21 protein-coding genes, 1 tRNA gene and 1 pseudogene are annotated in these 16,978 nt (G+C 52.0%); 5 read left to right on the top strand and 18 right to left on the bottom strand.

The genetic code is table 11. The features are described 5' to 3' along the window. Positions 1–48: 48 nt before the first annotated feature. The 18 genes and pseudogenes from T502_RS02825 to T502_RS02735 form a co-directional block, all read right to left on the bottom strand. Entirely contained in the window at positions 49–504 is a 456-nt protein-coding gene (locus T502_RS02825) for a DUF5814 domain-containing protein (protein WP_042705605.1), read from the bottom strand. A 100-nt stretch (positions 505–604) separates the two neighbouring features. After that, positions 605–1,237 carry a DUF2150 family protein gene (locus T502_RS02820; RefSeq protein ID WP_042705604.1) on the bottom strand — a complete coding sequence of 211 codons (633 nt, stop codon included), beginning with the start codon at positions 1,235–1,237 and terminating at the stop codon, positions 605–607. 167 nt (positions 1,238–1,404) lie between these two features. Continuing rightward, positions 1,405–2,640 carry a tRNA uracil 4-sulfurtransferase ThiI gene (gene thiI / locus T502_RS02815; RefSeq protein ID WP_052359102.1) on the bottom strand — a complete coding sequence of 412 codons (1,236 nt, stop codon included), beginning with the start codon at positions 2,638–2,640 and terminating at the stop codon, positions 1,405–1,407. A gap of 256 nt (positions 2,641–2,896) precedes the next feature. After that, on the bottom strand, positions 2,897–4,078 hold the full coding sequence (pscS, locus tag T502_RS02810) for an O-phospho-L-seryl-tRNA:Cys-tRNA synthase (RefSeq protein ID WP_042705603.1): 1,182 nt from the start codon (positions 4,076–4,078) through the stop codon (positions 2,897–2,899). Beyond that, positions 4,078–4,203, bottom strand: a complete 126-nt coding sequence (locus T502_RS09185; protein ID WP_281172070.1) for a hypothetical protein — start codon at positions 4,201–4,203, stop codon at positions 4,078–4,080. The genes pscS and T502_RS09185 overlap by 1 nt, the downstream gene beginning before the upstream one ends. 740 nt (positions 4,204–4,943) lie before the next feature. After that, positions 4,944–5,056: transfer RNA gene (locus tag T502_RS02790), tRNA-Tyr, on the bottom strand. A gap of 257 nt (positions 5,057–5,313) precedes the next feature. Beyond that, positions 5,314–5,694 carry a prefoldin subunit beta gene (locus T502_RS02785; protein ID WP_042705602.1) on the bottom strand — a complete coding sequence of 127 codons (381 nt, stop codon included), beginning with the start codon at positions 5,692–5,694 and terminating at the stop codon, positions 5,314–5,316. Next, positions 5,687–5,959, bottom strand: a complete 273-nt coding sequence (locus T502_RS02780) for a KEOPS complex subunit Pcc1 (protein WP_042705601.1) — start codon at positions 5,957–5,959, stop codon at positions 5,687–5,689. Before T502_RS02780 ends, T502_RS02785 begins: the two co-directional genes overlap by 8 nt. Beyond that, on the bottom strand, positions 5,925–6,332 hold the full coding sequence (locus tag T502_RS02775; protein ID WP_042705600.1) for a hypothetical protein: 408 nt from the start codon (positions 6,330–6,332) through the stop codon (positions 5,925–5,927). The genes T502_RS02780 and T502_RS02775 overlap by 35 nt, the downstream gene beginning before the upstream one ends. Next, on the bottom strand, positions 6,333–6,464 hold the full coding sequence (locus tag T502_RS08740; RefSeq protein WP_084172996.1) for a DNA-directed RNA polymerase subunit P: 132 nt from the start codon (positions 6,462–6,464) through the stop codon (positions 6,333–6,335). It abuts the gene before it with no gap. Between the two features lie 15 nt (positions 6,465–6,479). Further along, positions 6,480–6,770, bottom strand: a complete 291-nt coding sequence (locus tag T502_RS02770; protein ID WP_042705599.1) for a 50S ribosomal protein L37ae — start codon at positions 6,768–6,770, stop codon at positions 6,480–6,482. Between the two features lie 143 nt (positions 6,771–6,913). Next, the gene (locus T502_RS02765) at positions 6,914–7,615 is read right to left on the bottom strand and encodes a ribosome assembly factor SBDS (RefSeq protein ID WP_042705598.1); all 702 of its coding nucleotides are present in this window, start codon (positions 7,613–7,615) and stop codon (positions 6,914–6,916) included. A gap of 126 nt (positions 7,616–7,741) precedes the next feature. Continuing rightward, positions 7,742–8,467: pseudogene (gene psmA, locus T502_RS02760) on the bottom strand (archaeal proteasome endopeptidase complex subunit alpha); the annotation flags it as partial. After that, a complete protein-coding gene (locus T502_RS02755) occupies positions 8,455–9,012 on the bottom strand; it encodes an Rpp14/Pop5 family protein (protein ID WP_042705597.1) in 558 nt (185 codons plus the stop codon). The pseudogene psmA and the gene T502_RS02755, both read right to left, overlap by 13 nt. After that, complete coding sequence (locus tag T502_RS02750; RefSeq protein WP_157197446.1) at positions 9,009–9,866, bottom strand: RNase P subunit p30 family protein; 858 nt, start codon at positions 9,864–9,866, stop codon at positions 9,009–9,011. The genes T502_RS02755 and T502_RS02750 overlap by 4 nt, the downstream gene beginning before the upstream one ends. 137 nt (positions 9,867–10,003) lie before the next feature. Then, positions 10,004–10,594, bottom strand: coding sequence for a 50S ribosomal protein L15e (locus T502_RS02745; RefSeq protein WP_042705596.1), 591 nt, complete (start codon positions 10,592–10,594; stop codon positions 10,004–10,006). Between the two features lie 206 nt (positions 10,595–10,800). Then, complete coding sequence (gene moaC / locus T502_RS02740) at positions 10,801–11,271, bottom strand: cyclic pyranopterin monophosphate synthase MoaC (protein WP_042705595.1); 471 nt, start codon at positions 11,269–11,271, stop codon at positions 10,801–10,803. A gap of 104 nt (positions 11,272–11,375) precedes the next feature. After that, a complete protein-coding gene (locus T502_RS02735) occupies positions 11,376–13,106 on the bottom strand; it encodes an NAD(P)H-hydrate epimerase (protein ID WP_042705594.1) in 1,731 nt (576 codons plus the stop codon). Between the two features lie 94 nt (positions 13,107–13,200). On the opposite strand from T502_RS02735, the gene T502_RS02730 reads away from it, so the two are divergent. The 5 genes from T502_RS02730 (at position 13,201) to yciH (ending at position 16,942) form a co-directional block, all read left to right on the top strand. Beyond that, positions 13,201–14,601 (top strand): single-stranded-DNA-specific exonuclease RecJ, encoded by a 1,401-nt coding sequence (locus T502_RS02730; protein WP_042705593.1) that lies wholly within the window; start codon positions 13,201–13,203, stop codon positions 14,599–14,601. A gap of 59 nt (positions 14,602–14,660) precedes the next feature. Further along, a complete protein-coding gene (locus T502_RS02725) occupies positions 14,661–15,251 on the top strand; it encodes a PUA domain-containing protein (RefSeq protein ID WP_245597746.1) in 591 nt (196 codons plus the stop codon). Positions 15,252–15,320: 69 nt separating this feature from the next. Next, positions 15,321–15,656, top strand: coding sequence for a nascent polypeptide-associated complex protein (locus T502_RS02720; RefSeq protein ID WP_042705592.1), 336 nt, complete (start codon positions 15,321–15,323; stop codon positions 15,654–15,656). A gap of 142 nt (positions 15,657–15,798) precedes the next feature. After that, positions 15,799–16,530 carry a methyltransferase domain-containing protein gene (locus T502_RS02715; RefSeq protein ID WP_042705590.1) on the top strand — a complete coding sequence of 244 codons (732 nt, stop codon included), beginning with the start codon at positions 15,799–15,801 and terminating at the stop codon, positions 16,528–16,530. A gap of 106 nt (positions 16,531–16,636) precedes the next feature. After that, on the top strand, positions 16,637–16,942 hold the full coding sequence (yciH, locus tag T502_RS08735; RefSeq protein ID WP_084172988.1) for a stress response translation initiation inhibitor YciH: 306 nt from the start codon (positions 16,637–16,639) through the stop codon (positions 16,940–16,942). The last annotated feature ends 36 nt before the right edge of the window (positions 16,943–16,978 follow it).

Raw genomic sequence — 16,978 nt, 5'->3', positions numbered from 1 at the left:
TAATCACTGTCCCTCTGTCTATCCCTCGATCTATCTCTATCCCTTTATCTATCCCTCGATCTTACCGATAACTTCGGCTGTCTTTGCCGCAAGCTTCTCTTTTCCCTCTATCGTCGAGACATCCTTTACGGCTTCGAGTAGATGAACCGACTCTTCGAGATAGCTTAAGATGTCGGTGGGGAAGAGGTCGATTCCGTATTCGTCCAGAAGGAACTCGGAGATGTCGCGGTGGTTCATGCCGCTCATTCGCAGTTCGAGGATTTCGGCGGCAAACTTCCTCTCGGCGCATCCGCACAGGGGATTTGTCTTGCAGCGGCAGTTAAGGAATGCCTTGAAGAAGTTCGTGAGCTGGGTCTTCAGGCGCTTATCCATGCGGTTATAGTCCACGGTGGCACAGACAGCCTCAAGGAACTGCCCCTTGAACGCGAATTCGGGAACGCGATATCCCACGATATTTTCGAGTTTTTTTGCGCCTTTAAACCTTGCTTTCTGTGCTATCGACATAATACAAAAAAGATGATTGTGTTTTCGGGTTATATTGTCAATCGTTTTATTGTCAATATCGGATTTATCCGATTTCGCTATGGCTTTTCAGACGTGCATTTCAGACGTCGATGCCGAACTCTTCGTCGAACTTCTTGAGCGAAGCAAGCGCCTCGCCGAGGTCGTCTATCTCGCCGAGCCACTCGTCGAACATGATAGGTTCGTCGTCGGAGTCGTCCTTGAGATATTTCGAGCAGCATTTCTCGCCGTTTATGACCTTGGCGCCGATTGTTGCCGCAATGTCGAGCACCTTCTCCATGTCGTCCTCGGGGAGTTTTCTGCCGGCTTTTACGAGATCCTTGATCTCGCCCTCGCCGATATTGCCCTCGATATATCTCTTGCAGGAGATGAAGAGAACAAGGAAGCGCATCTGAAGACCCTGGACGATATCGGCGATATCGCTGTCGGGGACTTCGCCCATGATGATGGCTTCAACCTCGTCGAGTTTTGCCAGCGCCGTCTTGGCATCGTAACTGCCGTTCTGGAAGACCTTGACTATCTTCATCACCGAGACATTGACGTCTTTGGTGAAGTTGTCCAGCGATGAGAGACCCTCGGGCATCTCGTCGGAGTTTTCGTCGCCTTCGAAATCGGCTTCGGAGAGGACTTTGAGCCAGTTATCCCATCGCTCCTGCGTGTAGTAATAATATAAGACCGAGGTCGGCTCCGGTTTGTCGTCTTTTTTCTTTGCCATAATATGAAAGATAATTTCTAATCTCACTTAAAAAGAAGTTTCGATTTTTACGGGAAATCAATATATGAATCTTTTGAAATTTCAGCGGCAGAGAGTAAAAAGAGTATTATCGGAAGATTTCAATAAATCTTCAGGCAATCTTTTGCAATATTTTCAGGGCTTTACGGTCAGTCTTCGTCGCCGTCTTTGAACTCGTGCGCCTTTACATTGCTTAAGGTAAGTTCTCCGTTTACCGCCCTGTATTTTACGGTGCTTTTCAGGCAGAGTTCGCAAAGTCCGTCCAGATCGAGTTCTTTCTCGTCAGCAATCACCTCGGAAAGATCTGCCGAGATTGCCGGGTGTTTGGGAACGACCCTGCATCCCACATCGCCGACATTGTCCCTGAAAGTTCCTATGCGCCTTCCGATGCGGACGGTCTCCTCCTTGTCATAGGTAAGGAGCGGCTGAAGGAGCGGAATTCCGGAGGGGACGGCGGCGCCGATAACACCCATATTGACTATGGTCTGGGATGCCACCTGACCGAGATTGTTTCCCATGAGTATGCCGTCATAGCCGTAGCGGCGGACTATCTCGCAGGAACAGCGCAGCATGAACCTTTTACAGATGATACAGCGGTTTTTGACGTTCCTGAGTTTAATCAGTTCGTCATAGAAGGGTGCGAGATTCACCTCGTACATGTCGTGGTTGTGCCCGCTCGTCCATCTCGAGAGAGCGCACAGGTTGGCAAGCGCTCCTTTACGTGTGTCGGCGCCCATGTGTTCGCCGCCGTTGAAGTGAATATGCGTTACGACGGTGCCGCGTTTCATGATGAGCCATGCCGCAACGGGTGAGTCTATGCCTGCGGAGAGAAGAGATACGACCCTTCCCTGAGTGCCGAGCGGCAGTCCGCCGGGACCCTCGATAACTTCGTCGTAGACAAGTCCGCCCTCACGACGCGCCTCTACAAAGACCTCGTAATCGGGGTTTGTGAGATCGACTCTCAGACCCTCCGCGGTATCGTAGACCCTGTCGCCGACGGCGGCGCCGAGTTCCTGACTCGTGAACTCTTTGATGTTGGAGCGTCTGGCGCGGACGGCAAAGCTCATGCCGCTCTTAAGCTTCCCTTTCGAGAGTTCGGCGGCGGCGTTGCCGAGCGATTCTGGGTCGTTTCCCGTCATCTCGGCGACGGAAAGACCGACTATGCCGTAAACCCTTGAGACTGCCGCGGCTATCGCATTTACATCGTCGCCTTTTGCACTGTCGCCTATGAGGATTCTGCCGCGATGGAGGACTATCCCGGCATCGATTCCTTCCGCGTCAAGTATGCCGCGAATGTTCTTCGTCAGCAGTTTGGTATAAAAGCGCTGTACGGACTCGCTCTTTAAGAAGAGTTCTCCGTATTTTGCCATCACAGTCTTTGACATGATTATATCCCGTATTATGCAGATAAACGACGGGTCTGAATACCCTGACTTTTAATTTATTTTTAATTTCCGAATAAAAGAAGATAATACCAAAGGGGAAGATACCTGTGGAGTCTCCTCCTTTTGGGATCTCCTCCTTTTTTCTTTCCTTATTACTTTATACTGTCCCGGTATAATATCCGGTCCGTTCTTTCGCGCGTCGGGCAGGGGATAAGTCCGGGTCGGTCAGGTACGGTCAGGGACGATCCGTGACGAATCAGTTCGAGACCGGAAGACCGTTCTCCTCGGCAACCGCCTTGAAGGATTCGGCAAGGTAGTTTGTCTGGCGGTCGGTAAGTCCGTAGACGTTATACTTCCAGATACGTGTGGTACCGGGGATAATTCCGCAGATACCGCGCTTTCTGAGTGCCGCGGAGAAGTAGTAGCCCTTCTTCTTGTGGGTCTCGGCAACCTTGTCGAACGAGTCCTTTGTGTTGACTCTCGTCAGGGTGTGCTGACGCGGGTTGTCACTTAATATGACCGTTCCGTCGATATCGGTGAGAGCATCGGTAACAATCTGACTGTGCTTAACCTCGGTGTCCCAGTTCTCGACACGTTTCTTAACCGCGGGGAACGAGGCGACAAGACCCGCCATGGTTGCACCCATGAGCGAACATCCGATTATCTGAATCTCTTTTATTCCGAACTTTCTTCCGGTGACATCACCCGAGACCTTTGTGGTGTTGAATATCTTATCGGCATACTCGTCCGTGACCGCGACGATTCCCGAAGGTGCGGGTGCCGCCATGCTCTTGTGTCCCGAGCCGACTATGAAGTCGACGCCGAGCTTCTTGCCGTCAATCGGCATCGTGCCGACGGTATATGCGCCGTTTAAGAGAACGGGCACGTCGTATTTGTGAGCCGCCTTTGCAATGCCTTCGATGTCGTGAAGGTTGCCGAACTGATAGTCGACGTGGTCGATATACATCAGGGGCGGGGTCTTCTTGTATTTTGCGATGACCTCTTCGATCTTGGCCGCGGTGTTCTCTGCCGTGATGTGATTCTTTTCGTTTTTGGGGATCTCGCAGGGAATGCCGCCCGCCTGCTCAATCGAGACATACTCGGTGTAGTGCGCAAGCGACGAGAGGATTACGGGGTCGCCCTTCTCGACAAGCGAGTTTGCTATTGCCTGGAAACCGCGTCTGGCTCCGGGGACCACTCTTGCAATACCCATATTGAGCCATTCCGCGACTTCAACGTGGAAATCGGCAAGTGCGGGTTTCTTGATGTAGTCCAGTCTGAAGGGTCTGACACAGTTATCACAGACGGAATAACCGTCGGAATATGACAAAACCGCCTTCTGCGCCTCGGGAGTGAGTCTGCCGCCCGCCTGTGTGGGGCTGACGTTGATAAACAGTTCCTCAATCTCTCGGGCTTCCATCTTTCCTATGTTCGGCATCAGAGCACCTCCTTTTCAAGAATGGCTATCTGCTTTTTAAGACCTTCTATGATCTTTTCCGCCTTCTCTTTGTCTTCTCCCTCGAAATCGTGGAAAGGAGCATTCTGTCTGAACAGCTCCCTCATATCCGTAAGCAAAAACATTGCCTGGAATACTGCGTCTACTCCTATCTGTGACATTGTTTCCTCCAATTTTTAATACATGTTAACCCTTCTACATTATTAAATAATGTATTCACAGGCGGAATTTTTTAATTTAGCTGATTATATTAAATTTTTAGGATAAATTCATCAATCAAAATTCACAATTGTTAATCGGCGTTGCGCGGTCGGATTGATTATGACGATCGAAAGCCTGCAGCACAGCCTGCAAAAAACGCGCCGGAACAATCCATGACACGGCAGGCAAAGTACCGGACAGTAATCGACAATAATCGATAATACACGGTAAAGTACTCGCAAAAAATCCAAAAAAATAAAGCGCCCAGCTCGGAATTCGAATCCGAGTCGCAACCGTGACAGGGTTGCATGATAGGCCTCTACACTAGCTGGGCAATGCAGGACATCAACGATGTCAGCATACTATATTGCACTTAGGGGTTTTTTAATCTATTCAATCTGCTTCGGTCGCAACAGAGCATCAGCTCCGAGGGTTAATTTCAAAGAACAAACGAAAAACAGAACAAAAGCAAAAAAAAACAAAAAACAAACAAAAAAACAAAATTCAAGACGCAAAAGAACGAAAAACAAAAAAACATAGCGCCCAGCTCGGAATTCGAATCCGAGTCGCAACCGTGACAGGGTTGCATGATAGGCCTCTACACTAGCTGGGCAGTTCAACACACCAGACCCACGCGATTTACAGATCCCGCCTCCCGGATTCGAACCGGGGACATCGCGGTAGCCGCGCAGTTGCTCGACATCGTATCGGGCAAACCAAACTACAGCCGCGCACTCTACCAGTCTGAGTTAAGGCGGGGCTGGTGCGCTATATATGTTAAACTGATAAGGCTTTAAACGTTTTCTTTTGTAACTGCGCTGCCGAAGGATTTTCGCGCGAAGTCACAAAAAAGAGCACGGCGCGCAGATAAATGCGGGGATAAACATGCGCAGAAATGTATGAATAATGTGTGAATTCGTGCGTGAATTAATCTGTGAATCAGTGTGCGAATCAATGTGTGAATCAATGTGGGAAAAATGCGTCAAAAAGCGTTGTAAAAAGTATTGAAAAAGGGATCAGTTGGCAGACGGCGGCGTACCTGCGCCTGCGCCGGCAGTGCCCTGTACGGCACTCTGAATCTGCTGCTGAAGCTGCTCGAACTTCGTCTGAAGAGCCTTTTCCTGCTTCTCGAGCGACTTGACGCGAAGCTCAAGAGTCTCGACCTTATCGTTTAAGTCCGCCTCGACCGAAGCCTTGTCCTTCTGCATCATGACCGAACCGATTGTAGTGTATACAACCGCATCTTCCTTTGCCGAGGAAAGCTCCTCGATGGCTTTTCTGGCTTCCTTTGCCGCCATCTCGAAGCTTGCCTTCTGCTGAAGAATTGTCTGAAGCTGCTGCTGTACCTGCTGGAGCATAGCCAGCTGATTCTGAACCTTTGGTGGTATATTATTCATCTCTTATTGCCTCCTGCATCTCTTCGGAGATCTGAATTAATCGTAGCCATGTATTAAGTGCCGCACGAAGTGCCGATATATCGTCAGCCTCGACGGTCAGAACAACCGCCCGCACATCACCCTCCTCGCAGAGCGTGACTTTCGAGGAAGAACGCCCCATATCCTCGTCCTCCGGCAGAACAGCCTGCCAGACGGTCCTTGCATACGGAGTCTCGAAACGAAAGACCGCTTTATTCTTCTTTGGGTTGCCTGAGTCTGAGGACATAACGCCTTCTCTGTGCGCCGTCAAAGATAAGCACATCCTGATTATCTTCTGTTTTACAAACTTTGATATATGAACTCAGTTTATCATAAATAATTTGGTTGCCCGTAACCAGACCTCTTATGAGTTCACCCTCGCGATTCTCCACGGAATACGAGGTGAACATGAAACCGAATACGGGTTCTTCATCGTGAAAAACTTCAATCAAAAAATATCTGCCTGATTTTGAGACAATCAGAAGATCGTCGTCGATGCCTGTAATGTCGCCAAGTCCTGCCTTTCCCCGCGGCGAATAGTGTCCGCCGAGGGAAAATGCAAGATCCTTTGAAAATGTTCTAAGGGGCGGTGCAGGTTTGCGCGAAGTGGTAACTTCCATTTATCGGGCTTTTACAGTCTTGATACCTGCGCCACGCTCTTTGAAAAGAATGCGGTGACCGCAGTAGGGACAGCGGACATTGATATCAATCTCCACTTTTTGTTTGCACCTTGCACACTTATAACCTGACATAAATTAAGACCTCATTTACTCTTTAATTAATGAACGCTCAATTGTACGGAGTGCAACCTTAAGGTTAGGCGTCTGCGGGACATATGCTCCGCCGGCATACTTGTATCCGCACTTCTTGCATTCCCAGATGCCCGTTCCCTTTCTGGTAACGGCTTCGGTTGCGCAGTTCGGACATACGTGTTTTGCCTTTGCAATTTTCTCGACTTCGTTGACGCGTTTTCTCAGGAATCTGCCGTATCTGGGACCGAATCTGCCCGATGTTCCGACAACCCTTCCTTTTGCTCTCTGATTACTTGATTTTGCCATTGTTTCTTAGCCCCGAATTTAGGTCTGTATATATTGGATTTGTAACCTTATTAATTATGACTGGTTTGTTCTTTAATATTTCTTATATGATCCACCGAAAGGCACCTTCGCATGCCGCGGCGGAGGGGGTGCGGAGGGTCTTCTCAGTCCTGACTGAGAAGCTTTACCTCGCCGTCACCCTTGGTGAGACGGTTGACGAGGTCGAAGAATTCGCCCTGAATTCCGGCGGGAATCTTGCATATGCATATCCATGAGCCGTCTTTCTGCCACTCGTCCTTCTCGAGTGTCGTCGCCGCCGCAAGCTCGCCGTATGCCTTGGGCGCGAAGTCCGCGGGTATCTTTACGGCATAGCGCGCTTCCGCAAATTTAATCGGAATCAGCGGTCTGAGGGCTTTCATGACGTCTTTCACCTGTTCGTCGACATGCTTGAACGGGTCGATGCTGACTCTTGCCTCCTCCATTGCCATCTCGATGCGCTTGGGCGGGTGCGGAAGTTTGGTCTGCGGGTTTATCGCGTTGCGCGAGATGAAGGTGATTATCTGGTTGCGCTTCATCTCGACCATCTGTTTTCTCTGTTCCGCGGTCAGGTGAATCTCGCCTTTCGTGATGATACGCTGGGCTATTGTCTCGAAATCGGTCGTTCCGAAGACTTTCTTAAGGGATTCGTCCGAAGCTTTGTCGGTCTTGGATGCGTTCTCGAATACGAACAGTGCCGCAACCGCATCCTCGATATTGATCTTTTCGCCCTGACGTATGCGCGCCGCTTCATCGGGATCCACGAGGATCTCAAACTTCTCCCCGTGGCTCTCGAGCCTTGCCACTACTGCCTGCTCAAGAGATATCAATTTTACACCTCACTCTTTCTTATCGGTCTTTGGTTTCTTTGCCGCCGCGTCGTCTTTCGTCCCGGATTTCTCCGCGGTCTTTGCTTTGGCGGCTTTTTCGGCTTTCTTCTCTTCCTTCTTTACGGCTGCCTCGAATTTGTCGACGCAGACCTTGACCTCTTCCTTGGTCATCTTCTTGAATGACGCGGTCTTCAGGTCGACAATGCCAATCTCGACAGTGTTGACGTCGAATTTGCCTTCGGTCGCGGCATGAAGGGCTTTGAGTCCCATTGGGATTGCGTCCGAAATAGCCATTTTGTCTTTGTAGTCTTCCTCAAAGACCTTCATGACGGCGGCTCTTCCGGTTCCGATTGCGGTTGCCTTGTATTCGAGAAGGGTTCCCGACGGGTCGGTCTCGAAGAGGCGCGGCAGGTCGTCGCTTACGCCCGCAATCAGGAGCGCGGTGCCGTAGGGTCTGCCGCCGCCGAACTGCGTCAGTGTCTGCATGTGGTCGCAGAGTTTCTTCGAGAGTGTCTCGACGTCGATGGCTTCGTTGTATGAGACGTGGTTTATCTGTGCCTCGACTCTGGCGCGGTCGACGAGTGCCCTTGCATCTCCGACAAGTCCCGAGGATGCGACCGCGATGTGCTCGTCGATCTTGAAGATCTTCTCGATTGATGACTGTTCGAGAAGTCTTGAACTTACGCGTTTGTCGACGATTAAGACGACGCCGTCCCTGCATTTGATTCCGAGTGCCGTTGTTCCGCGCTTTACCGCTTCTCTGGCGTATTCAACCTGATATAAGCGTCCGTCAGGGCTGAAAACCGTTATTGCCCTGTCGTATCCTCCCATTTGAGCGTTCATTGGTTGCATTGTAACTCCTCAATATCTTTTATTGTGTAATACAAAGAATCTTGGCTTTTTATTCCCTCTTTATATAAATCAATCTTTTCCCGCGATACTCTCACGGGACGATAGGGAATATCTTTTATGATTATGTCCTTTTTTGCATATAGCAGATTTGTTTCTGCACATTCCGCAGATTCCGCACTGTCCTCACAGCCCTCGCCGTCCGCACGGCTCTCCGCGGCGCGAATCTTCTCTTTAAGCGTGAGTATGGTTCCCGACGTGAGGACGGGTCGGATTGCGCACGGCATATCGCCGATTGAGCAGACGGTCGAGATTGCCGCCTGAAGTTTCTTCCCGGTTCCCCGCGTGCAGCGGATTATTGCCCAGTTTCCTTCGGTGTGGACGACGCTCATGCCGATCTCGGCGGCGACGTTATCGCCGAAGAGGGAGGAGACCGCGTCGTAGACGGCGTAATAGACCGCTTTTCCGTCCGCATCAATGCCGTGCGGGACGATTCTGCACAGCACATAGCGTTTATTGATCCTCAGTGTCGGCGGCAGTGCTTTCATGATATATCCTCCGTGTACCCGTTGTTCTCATCGCATTCACCGGATTCACCGGATTCGCCGGATTCGTCTGATTCGTCTGGTTCGTTGTATTCGGCACATTCGGCGCAGTCGCCGGATTCTTCGCAGGCGGCGCTTTTGTCGAACGGGCTGCCGCTCTCCGACGGCGCACGGAAATTCCGCGGATTTACCGTTACGGCATTCTGCGGATTCAACAGTGCCGATACGGAGTTCAACGCCGCGATGGTCTCTTCGTCGGTCATGCCGAAAAGAGAGCAGAGATTGGAAATCTCGCGAACGCCGCGAAGCCGTGTGTAAGTACGCGCTCCCGAGGATATCGTGAGCATAAATCCGTATTTTCTGTGGAATTTCAGGATATCGGCGTATGCCGCGAGCGCCTTCTGCCTTGCGATACCGCGTTTCCCGATTATCGGCGTGAGATCGATATCGACGGCAACGGACTTTTCAAGGGCGTTTACCGCGCAGACATCGTCGAAGGCGTTTTTGGGAGCATTATCCATGCCTTTCAGGATATTGATTCTGCCCGAAGAGAGCACGCTGCGGTTGAAGGCGTTCTCACCCGCATTGACCGCGACAATAGGCACGGATTCGTATTTTTTGACCTGATTCTGAAAATCCCTGAAGTTTTCGGCTTTTATGACCGCTCCGCGCACAATCTCGACGCCGTATACGCTGAAGACCGTCCTGCCCACGAACTCTTTCGGAATCGCGGCTTTAAAATCCGCGTTCGAGCAGACGAGTCGTGAGAATCCGAGATATTTTGCTTCGAGAGCCATTCGGCGCAGCGACGAACTGCCGAGCGGATACGCAAAGACACAGGCGTCTGATACTGTCATTGTAATATAGTTATTGAAAAAGAGCAATGAATCTTTGTTTCGGGCAGGATTTTCCTGCCCGAATACGGTTAAGAGATGATATGACCGAATTCGCAAAAGGGTATCGGAGATTTTCCGATACCTTCGCGGAATTGGTTTTACTTTCCTCTGTTCTGGTTGGAACGGATGCTCGGGCGGGTGTGCTCGGTTCCCGTGCCTCTCTTGCGCATTCCGCGTCCCTTCATGCCGGCGCTTGTGCGTCCGCGCTCTGCACGTCCGGTGTTCTTGTTGGACGAGAACCATGAGAGGTGAGCGTCCGACTTGATTGCCGGGTGGTTGCCGTCGACGAGGATGACTTCATACCATTTGGATCTTCCGTCTTCTCCGACCCAGTAGGAGTTGAGAACTTCGAGGTTGGTGTATCTGCGTGATGCACGCTCTTCCGCCATTCTCTGAATGCTCTTTCCCATTGTGTTGCGGCGCATTCCCATGCGTGCCGTGCGGCGACCGCGGATGTATCTCGACTTCCTGCGTCCGCCGCGGCGAATCTTTACACGCACTACGATGATTCCCTGCTTTGCGCGGTATCCGAGGCTGCGTGCTCTGTCGATCCTTGTCGGTCTCTCGACACGGATAACGCTGCCTTCTTTACGCCAGTCCTGCATTCTGCTCCAGAGCAGGCCTTTTACTTCGGTTTTGTCCGGGCGCTTCCATGCGTCGCGGACGTAGCCATACATTGATTTTGCCATTGGTATTTCACCTTAAAGGTTCAGCCGATCTTTATTCGGGCCACATTCCTTTGTTAACCGTTCTTCGGGTATTCCGCACGGATGCGGAGGTTACCCTCAAAGGTTCTTTACATATTGGTTATCGTATGCAAAAAAGGTTTGGTATGTTAGGATATTGATTAAGAGAGGTTTTGCGGGGATTATTACCGCCGCTCAGTTTTCAGTTTTCAGTTTTTCTCTTTTCTGACGACGTGGATGTCTTCGATGCCGGTTACTGGATACTGACCGTGTTCGTCCTTTTCGGCGGACTTCACCATGTCCCAGATTGTGAGGAGCGCAATCGAGACTCCGGTGAGCGCCTCCATCTCGACGCCGGTCTTGCCGTAGGTCTTGACCGTGCAGGTTGCTTCGATGCAGTTTTCGTCGGCGATGTCCTCAAAGTCGACGGATACGCCGCCGATGGGCAGCGGGTGACACATGGGGATGAGGTCGGATGTTCTCTTTACGCCCTGTATCGCGGCAACGCGTGCGGTTGCGAGGACGTTTCCTTTTACGACCGTTCCTTCGCGGATTGCCTTCATTGTCTCTTCGCGCAGGTAGATTTTGCCCGCCGCTACCGCAAGTCTGTTTACGTCGGTCTTTTGTGTGACGTCGACCATGTAAGCCTTGTCGTCTTTTATGTGTGTGAATTCTGCCATGATATTGATACTCCGATTTTGTATGTTTCCGATTTTGTCTGTTATTTGTGTTTATGCGGGATATATCTAATAATGTCTCATTTATCCGGCATAATCCTCATGCATCACTCCGATTCTTTCATCACCCGCGCAATCTCGGGAAGGAGGTCGGAGGCGAGGAGACCGTCGCCGTATCTCTCCGCGACAGCCTCGCCGCACTTTCCGAGGACGTATGCCGCCGCGGATGCCGCATCGAAGGCGGGCATTCTGCACAGCAATGCGCCGCAGAGACCCGCAAGAAGGTCGCCGGTGCCGCCTTTTGTCATGGCGGGCGTTCCCGTGCGGTTGAATCGGACGCTTTCTCCGTCGGAGATGACGTCAACGGCGCCTTTCCGGAGAATTACGGCGTTCAGCGTCCCCACATCTGCCGCGGTGCCGGTTTCGGTGTCGGTGTCGGCATCGGCGGCGGCGTTTGCCGCTTTGTTAACCGCGGCGATGAAATCCCTTGCGGCGGTTGCCCGCTCACGGAGAGTGTCCGCGGCGGCGTTAATCTCCGTTCCCGAAATTCTCCGAAATTCTCCGAGATGCGGGGTGAAGATTACCTCCCGCGGTTTTCCTGCGCCGTTTGACTGCGAAAGAAGCGATCCGCAGGGGGTTGGCAGAGGCAGGGGCAGGGGGAGCCTGAGTGCATCGGCGTCGATGACGGCTTTCTTTGCGCATGACGCAAGTCTACGCACGGTCTCATGACTGCGGGTGCCGAGCCCGCATCCGATTACGACCGAATCGGCAAGACCGATGAGCTGTTTCAGCCGCTCTTCGTGAATCGGCGAGAGGTATCCGCCGATATCGGGGTCATAGGGCAGATTTTCGACGATGAGGTCCGGATACCGCATCATAAATTCGGATGCGGGCGGCGTGAAAGTCGCGACCTGAACGATATCGGCGCCGGCTCTCAGCGCCGCAAGCGCGGCGAGATAAGGCGCGCCCTGATACTCCCGGCACCCGCCGATGACGAGGACTCTTCCGCCGGCACCTTTGTGCGCCGCATTTTCTTTCTTGGGAATTGCCGCAATATCCCCTGGTCCCGTGAAGAGTTCCGCCGCGGCAGGTATCCCGATATCGCAGACCTTAATCTCACCCGAAAAAGGCGCATCGGAAGCGGTTGAAGCGGTTGAAGCATATGAAGCGGTTATCTTCTCCCTGTGAAACGCCGCCGTGAAGTCCGACCGCATATAAGGGGTGGGGATATCGGCGCTGACGACAAAAGCGGCGGACGCATTCGCGGACGCAACCATCCGATTCAGCGGCTCGCGAAGTTTTCTTCCCGCGCCTGCGCCGGTTCCGAGGATGCAGTCGGCGATTAATGTCGCCTCATCGAAGAGGCGGGAGAGTTCCCTTACGTCGGCGTCCGTTTCCGCGGCATAAACGCCGATATTCGGGATTTCAAGAATCCTATCCAGATTTTTACGACTTTCGGGGGTGTATCTTTCCGCGGCAGACTTCGGGTAGATTACAGATACTTTTGCGGCGGCATCGCTCCCGGCAAGAGCAAGAATGCGTGCGCAGACAAAACCGTCGCCGCCGTTGTTCCCGCCGCCGCAGAGCACCAGAATCTTCGGCGGGTTTACTGCGGCAGAGGCGGAATCGGCTGCACGTGCGGCGCTGTTCTCACGGATTTCGCGGATTTTATCGCGGATGCACTCCGCAAGTGCCCTGCCCGCATTCTCCATGAGCGTCTCCGCGGATATGCCGAGCGCCATGGCATTTCTGTCAATCGCCCTCATTCGCAGCGGAGACACTCCGCCCTTATGCATGAATCCCGACAATTCGCCGATATCGATATCTTCGGTCGCCATAATTTCAGTCGCTTTTTCGGTAGTCCCAAACGATATACAAAAATTATACCGTGCAGTTTATAGTTATTTCATCTTGTAAAACAGATCAGTAATAATGAGTTTCACACAGGAGATCGCGGATGCCGCCGAAACCATAAAAAATGCCGATTCGGTCACAATAATTTCGCATATAGACGCGGACGGCATCACGAGCGAAGCCGTGCTTCGTCAGGCGATCACGCGACGCAATATCAACCTGGAATCCGTCTTCGTAAGACAGCTCGAACCGATGACGATGAAGCATGTCCCCGACAACGACAGCCTCAAGGTCTTCATCGACCTCGGCGCCGGTCAGCAGAACCTGCTGGAAGAACGCGGTCTGAAAGAGAGCGAGGTCCTCATCATAGATCATCACGTAAGTCAGGATACGGATACGCCGTATCAGCAGGTTAACGGTCTGAAATACGGATACGAGAAGCTTTCGGCGGCGGGAGCGGGCTACTTCGTAGCAAGAGATATCGAGGACTCGAATATCGATCTGGCGAAACTTGCCGTCATCGGCAATGTCGGCGACATGATGGCGCGTGAGAGCCGCGGACTTATCGGACCCGCAAAAGAGATTGCCGACGACGGGGTCAAAGCCGGCAACGTGAAGATTATCGACGGCGATCTGAACAGCTACGGGATATCCACGCGCCCGCTTCACTTCTTCCTCTCGTATTCCAACGACCCCTTCGTGCCCGGCATCACCAACGACGCCGAAGGCGCACAGCGCCTTGTCGAAGAATACGCAAAGATTCCGCTGCGCAAGGATAACGGCAAATTCAGGGTCTGGGAGGACCTTAAATCCGACGAGAAAGACCGCATCATCAAACTGATGAAATACCACCTCATCGACTCGGACGAGCCCGTAGCTCCCGAGAGACTTATCGCACAGCATTATGTCTTCCCCGACGAGCCGCGATATACGCCGCTTAGGAACGCATCGGAGTATGCGACAATGCTCAATGCCTGCGGGCGCTGGGTGAAACCAAAGGTGGGGAGCACGGTCTGTTGCGGCAATAAAAAGAGCACGGAATACACGGAGGCATGCCGCGAAGCCGCGGATATGCTCAGACATCACCGCTCGGTTATCCGCGAGATGATGGAGTATATCCTCGATACGGGCGTAACGGAGTTGTCGCATCTGCAATACCTTCACGTCGGCGACAGATTCCCCGACACCATAGTGGGTATCGGCGCCGGAATGGCGCTTTCGAAGCTGAACTGGCGGCTTCCGATAATGATCCTCTGCTATCTTCCCGACGACCCCGAACTCGTCAAGATTTCGATGAGAACGAACGAGACCATGGTCTCAAAGGGCGTCGATCTTCAGGCGGCGCTTCTGGAAGCGTCGGAGGCGGTCGGAGGCGCAGGCGGAGGTCATAAGATAGCTGCGGGCGCATATATATCCAGAAGCAGGGAAGCAGGCTTTGCCGAGAGAGTAAACGAGATACTGAAGAGGCAGCTGAGTTAAAGGCGGATTAAAGGCAACTGAGTTAAAAAAGAGATTTCGGGAGTAATCAGGAGCAGACAATGTCAGATATGAATAAGGTCAATAAATTCGAAGGAAACAGACGCGACCGTGGCGAAAATCGCGGGAACAGCGGGAATAGGGACAATCGCGAGAGACGTGAAAAACGCGATTTTACAAGGGAAGCGCCGTATGCCAAGGATTCCTACTTAAGCCGCGTCCGCGTCATCGCCGATTACCAGTTCGGAAAGGGTGCGGGTGCGGGGCTTTTCCCCGACGACTGCGAGTTTAAGCTTTCGGCGACAAAGCGCGTGCGCTACATCCTTCTGGGTAAAGAGCGACTGGCAACCCTGCGCGCAAACGACGGCAGGCTCACCCTCAGTCAGACGGGCGCAAAGAGGCTCTGCGAGACCCTGCCCGCACCGGCATACCGCGTTATCGTAAAGGACGAGGTCGGCGAGTTTGTCGCGGCAGGCAAGAACGCGATGGCAAAGCACGTTACTTTTGCCGATCCGCAGATTCGCGGCGATGACGAGGTTTTGGTCTGCAACGAAAAGGGCGAGTTTCTTGCAACCGGAACTGCGGTGCTGAGCGCAAAAGAGATGGCGGAGTTCAACTACGGCGTCGCGGTCATGGTCAGAAAAGGAAACTGATTCAATCGCGGATTGCACAATTTATTACACATTCGCTGCATATTATAAGGAAAGATAAGGAGAGAAAATATGATTCCGGGAGTCAACCCAAAACAGATGAAAGCAATGATGAAAAAGCTCGGCATGAAGATGGAACAGTTCGAGGATGTCGAGCGCGTCATTGTATACACGAAGAAAGGAAATTACATCTTTGAGAATGCCGAGGTTGTCGCAACGACGATGCAGGGCGCAACCACCTACCAGCTCTCGGGCGAGATGAGATTCGAAGAAGCCGAGACGGTCATACCCGAGGAAGACGTTGCCATGGTCGCGGAGCAGGCTTCGGTCTCGAAGGAAGCCGCACTTGCCGCGTTAAAAGAGACAAACGGCGATATCGCCGAGGCAATTCTTAAGCTTTCGGAGTAATCGGGCTGTTCGCACGGGCAGGACAGGCAGGCGATTGTTCTTGCCTGCGAACAATCCGAATTACCGACAACGGACAACAACGACACAACAGACACAGAAGACACAGAAGACATACAACTGAAAACAGACATAATCCATTTTTATGATTCGGGAAAACGACAGAGTGCTTTTGTCGGACGGAAAGCGCGAATTTTATGTGAGAGCGGTTGAAAAGGACTTTTCGACCGACAAGGGCATATTAAAACTCGGAGACCTCATCGGGATGGAGTCGGGGGGGACAATATATTCCCATCTCGATAAGCCGTTCAAAGTTATGGTGCCCAGACCGACCGATTTCTTCAATCATGCCAGAAGGACGGGCGCCCCCATGCTTCCCAAGGATATCGGCATGGTGATTGCCTATACGGGCATGAACCATAACGACAATGTCCTCGACGCGGGCTGCGGAAGCGGAGTTGCGGCAATCTACTTCGGCGGCGTCGCGGGGCATGTGACCTCATACGAGAAGCGCCCCGAGTTTGCCGAGATATGCCGTGCGAATATCCTCGAGGCGGGGCTGGATAACGTCGAAGTCATCGCGGGAGACATGCTCGACGCCGAAGGCGAAGCTGTCTTCGATGTCGTTCATCTGGATATGCAGATTGAGAAGGAGCATATAGAACATGCTTACGCACTTCTGAAAAACGGCGGCTATCTGGCGACTTACACGCCGTTTCTGGAGCATACCTTTACTGTTATGGACGCGGCAATTCCGCTCTTTTCCGAGGTCGTCTGCCATGAGCTTATTGCGCGTGAACTCACAAGGACAGAGCGCGGAACACGCCCGTCCACAAGGGTAGCACATACGGGATACATAACGGTATGCAGGAAATAACCTGTATAACCCGATTATCAAAACACGGCGTGTATCATCACTTTAAATTGCAAAAAACCGCACACTATGCCAAGAACTATATATTCAGAATTGTAAGTAATAAGTAATGACAGGTGGTATTTGTCCCAAATGCGGACTACCAAAAGAATTGTGCATTTGCGAAGAAGTAGCAAAAGAGCAGCAACAGATTAGCGTGAAGATCAACAAGAGACGATATGGCAAGGAAGTAACTGTCATAGAAGGTCTCGATCCGATGGATATTGATCTCGATGAACTTCATAAATTCCTGAAAAGCAAACTCGCCTGCGGCGGCACCATTAAGGATAATATAATAGAGCTTCAGGGCAACCACCGCGAGAGAGTCAAAAAGCTCCTTCAGGACAAAGGGTATAAACTTGACAATATAAACTGATTCGCCGATATCGCAAAAATCCCGCGGGACGGCTGC

Source organism: Methanomicrobium mobile BP (assembly GCF_000711215.1).
GTDB lineage: Archaea > Halobacteriota > Methanomicrobia > Methanomicrobiales > Methanomicrobiaceae > Methanomicrobium > Methanomicrobium mobile.
The sequence above is the reverse complement of the archived record's forward strand: the minus strand, read 5'-3'. Positions and strand labels throughout refer to the sequence as shown.

Coding starts and splice junctions, on each gene's coding strand:
- T502_RS02825 (WP_042705605.1), bottom strand. CDS start 504: ATGTCGATAGCACAGAAAGCAAGGTTTAAAGGCGCAAAAAAACTCGAA.
- T502_RS02820 (WP_042705604.1), bottom strand. CDS start 1,237: ATGGCAAAGAAAAAAGACGACAAACCGGAGCCGACCTCGGTCTTATAT.
- thiI (WP_052359102.1), bottom strand. CDS start 2,640: ATGTCAAAGACTGTGATGGCAAAATACGGAGAACTCTTCTTAAAGAGC.
- pscS (WP_042705603.1), bottom strand. CDS start 4,078: ATGCCGAACATAGGAAAGATGGAAGCCCGAGAGATTGAGGAACTGTTT.
- T502_RS09185 (WP_281172070.1), bottom strand. CDS start 4,203: ATGAGGGAGCTGTTCAGACAGAATGCTCCTTTCCACGATTTCGAGGGA.
- T502_RS02785 (WP_042705602.1), bottom strand. CDS start 5,694: ATGAATAATATACCACCAAAGGTTCAGAATCAGCTGGCTATGCTCCAG.
- T502_RS02780 (WP_042705601.1), bottom strand. CDS start 5,959: ATGTCCTCAGACTCAGGCAACCCAAAGAAGAATAAAGCGGTCTTTCGT.
- T502_RS02775 (WP_042705600.1), bottom strand. CDS start 6,332: ATGGAAGTTACCACTTCGCGCAAACCTGCACCGCCCCTTAGAACATTT.
- T502_RS08740 (WP_084172996.1), bottom strand. CDS start 6,464: ATGTCAGGTTATAAGTGTGCAAGGTGCAAACAAAAAGTGGAGATTGAT.
- T502_RS02770 (WP_042705599.1), bottom strand. CDS start 6,770: ATGGCAAAATCAAGTAATCAGAGAGCAAAAGGAAGGGTTGTCGGAACA.
- T502_RS02755 (WP_042705597.1), bottom strand. CDS start 9,012: ATGAAAGCACTGCCGCCGACACTGAGGATCAATAAACGCTATGTGCTG.
- T502_RS02750 (WP_157197446.1), bottom strand. CDS start 9,866: ATGACAGTATCAGACGCCTGTGTCTTTGCGTATCCGCTCGGCAGTTCG.
- T502_RS02745 (WP_042705596.1), bottom strand. CDS start 10,594: ATGGCAAAATCAATGTATGGCTACGTCCGCGACGCATGGAAGCGCCCG.
- moaC (WP_042705595.1), bottom strand. CDS start 11,271: ATGGCAGAATTCACACACATAAAAGACGACAAGGCTTACATGGTCGAC.
- T502_RS02735 (WP_042705594.1), bottom strand. CDS start 13,106: ATGGCGACCGAAGATATCGATATCGGCGAATTGTCGGGATTCATGCAT.
- T502_RS02730 (WP_042705593.1), top strand. CDS start 13,201: ATGAGTTTCACACAGGAGATCGCGGATGCCGCCGAAACCATAAAAAAT.
- T502_RS02725 (WP_245597746.1), top strand. CDS start 14,661: ATGTCAGATATGAATAAGGTCAATAAATTCGAAGGAAACAGACGCGAC.
- T502_RS02720 (WP_042705592.1), top strand. CDS start 15,321: ATGATTCCGGGAGTCAACCCAAAACAGATGAAAGCAATGATGAAAAAG.
- T502_RS02715 (WP_042705590.1), top strand. CDS start 15,799: ATGATTCGGGAAAACGACAGAGTGCTTTTGTCGGACGGAAAGCGCGAA.
- yciH (WP_084172988.1), top strand. CDS start 16,637: ATGACAGGTGGTATTTGTCCCAAATGCGGACTACCAAAAGAATTGTGC.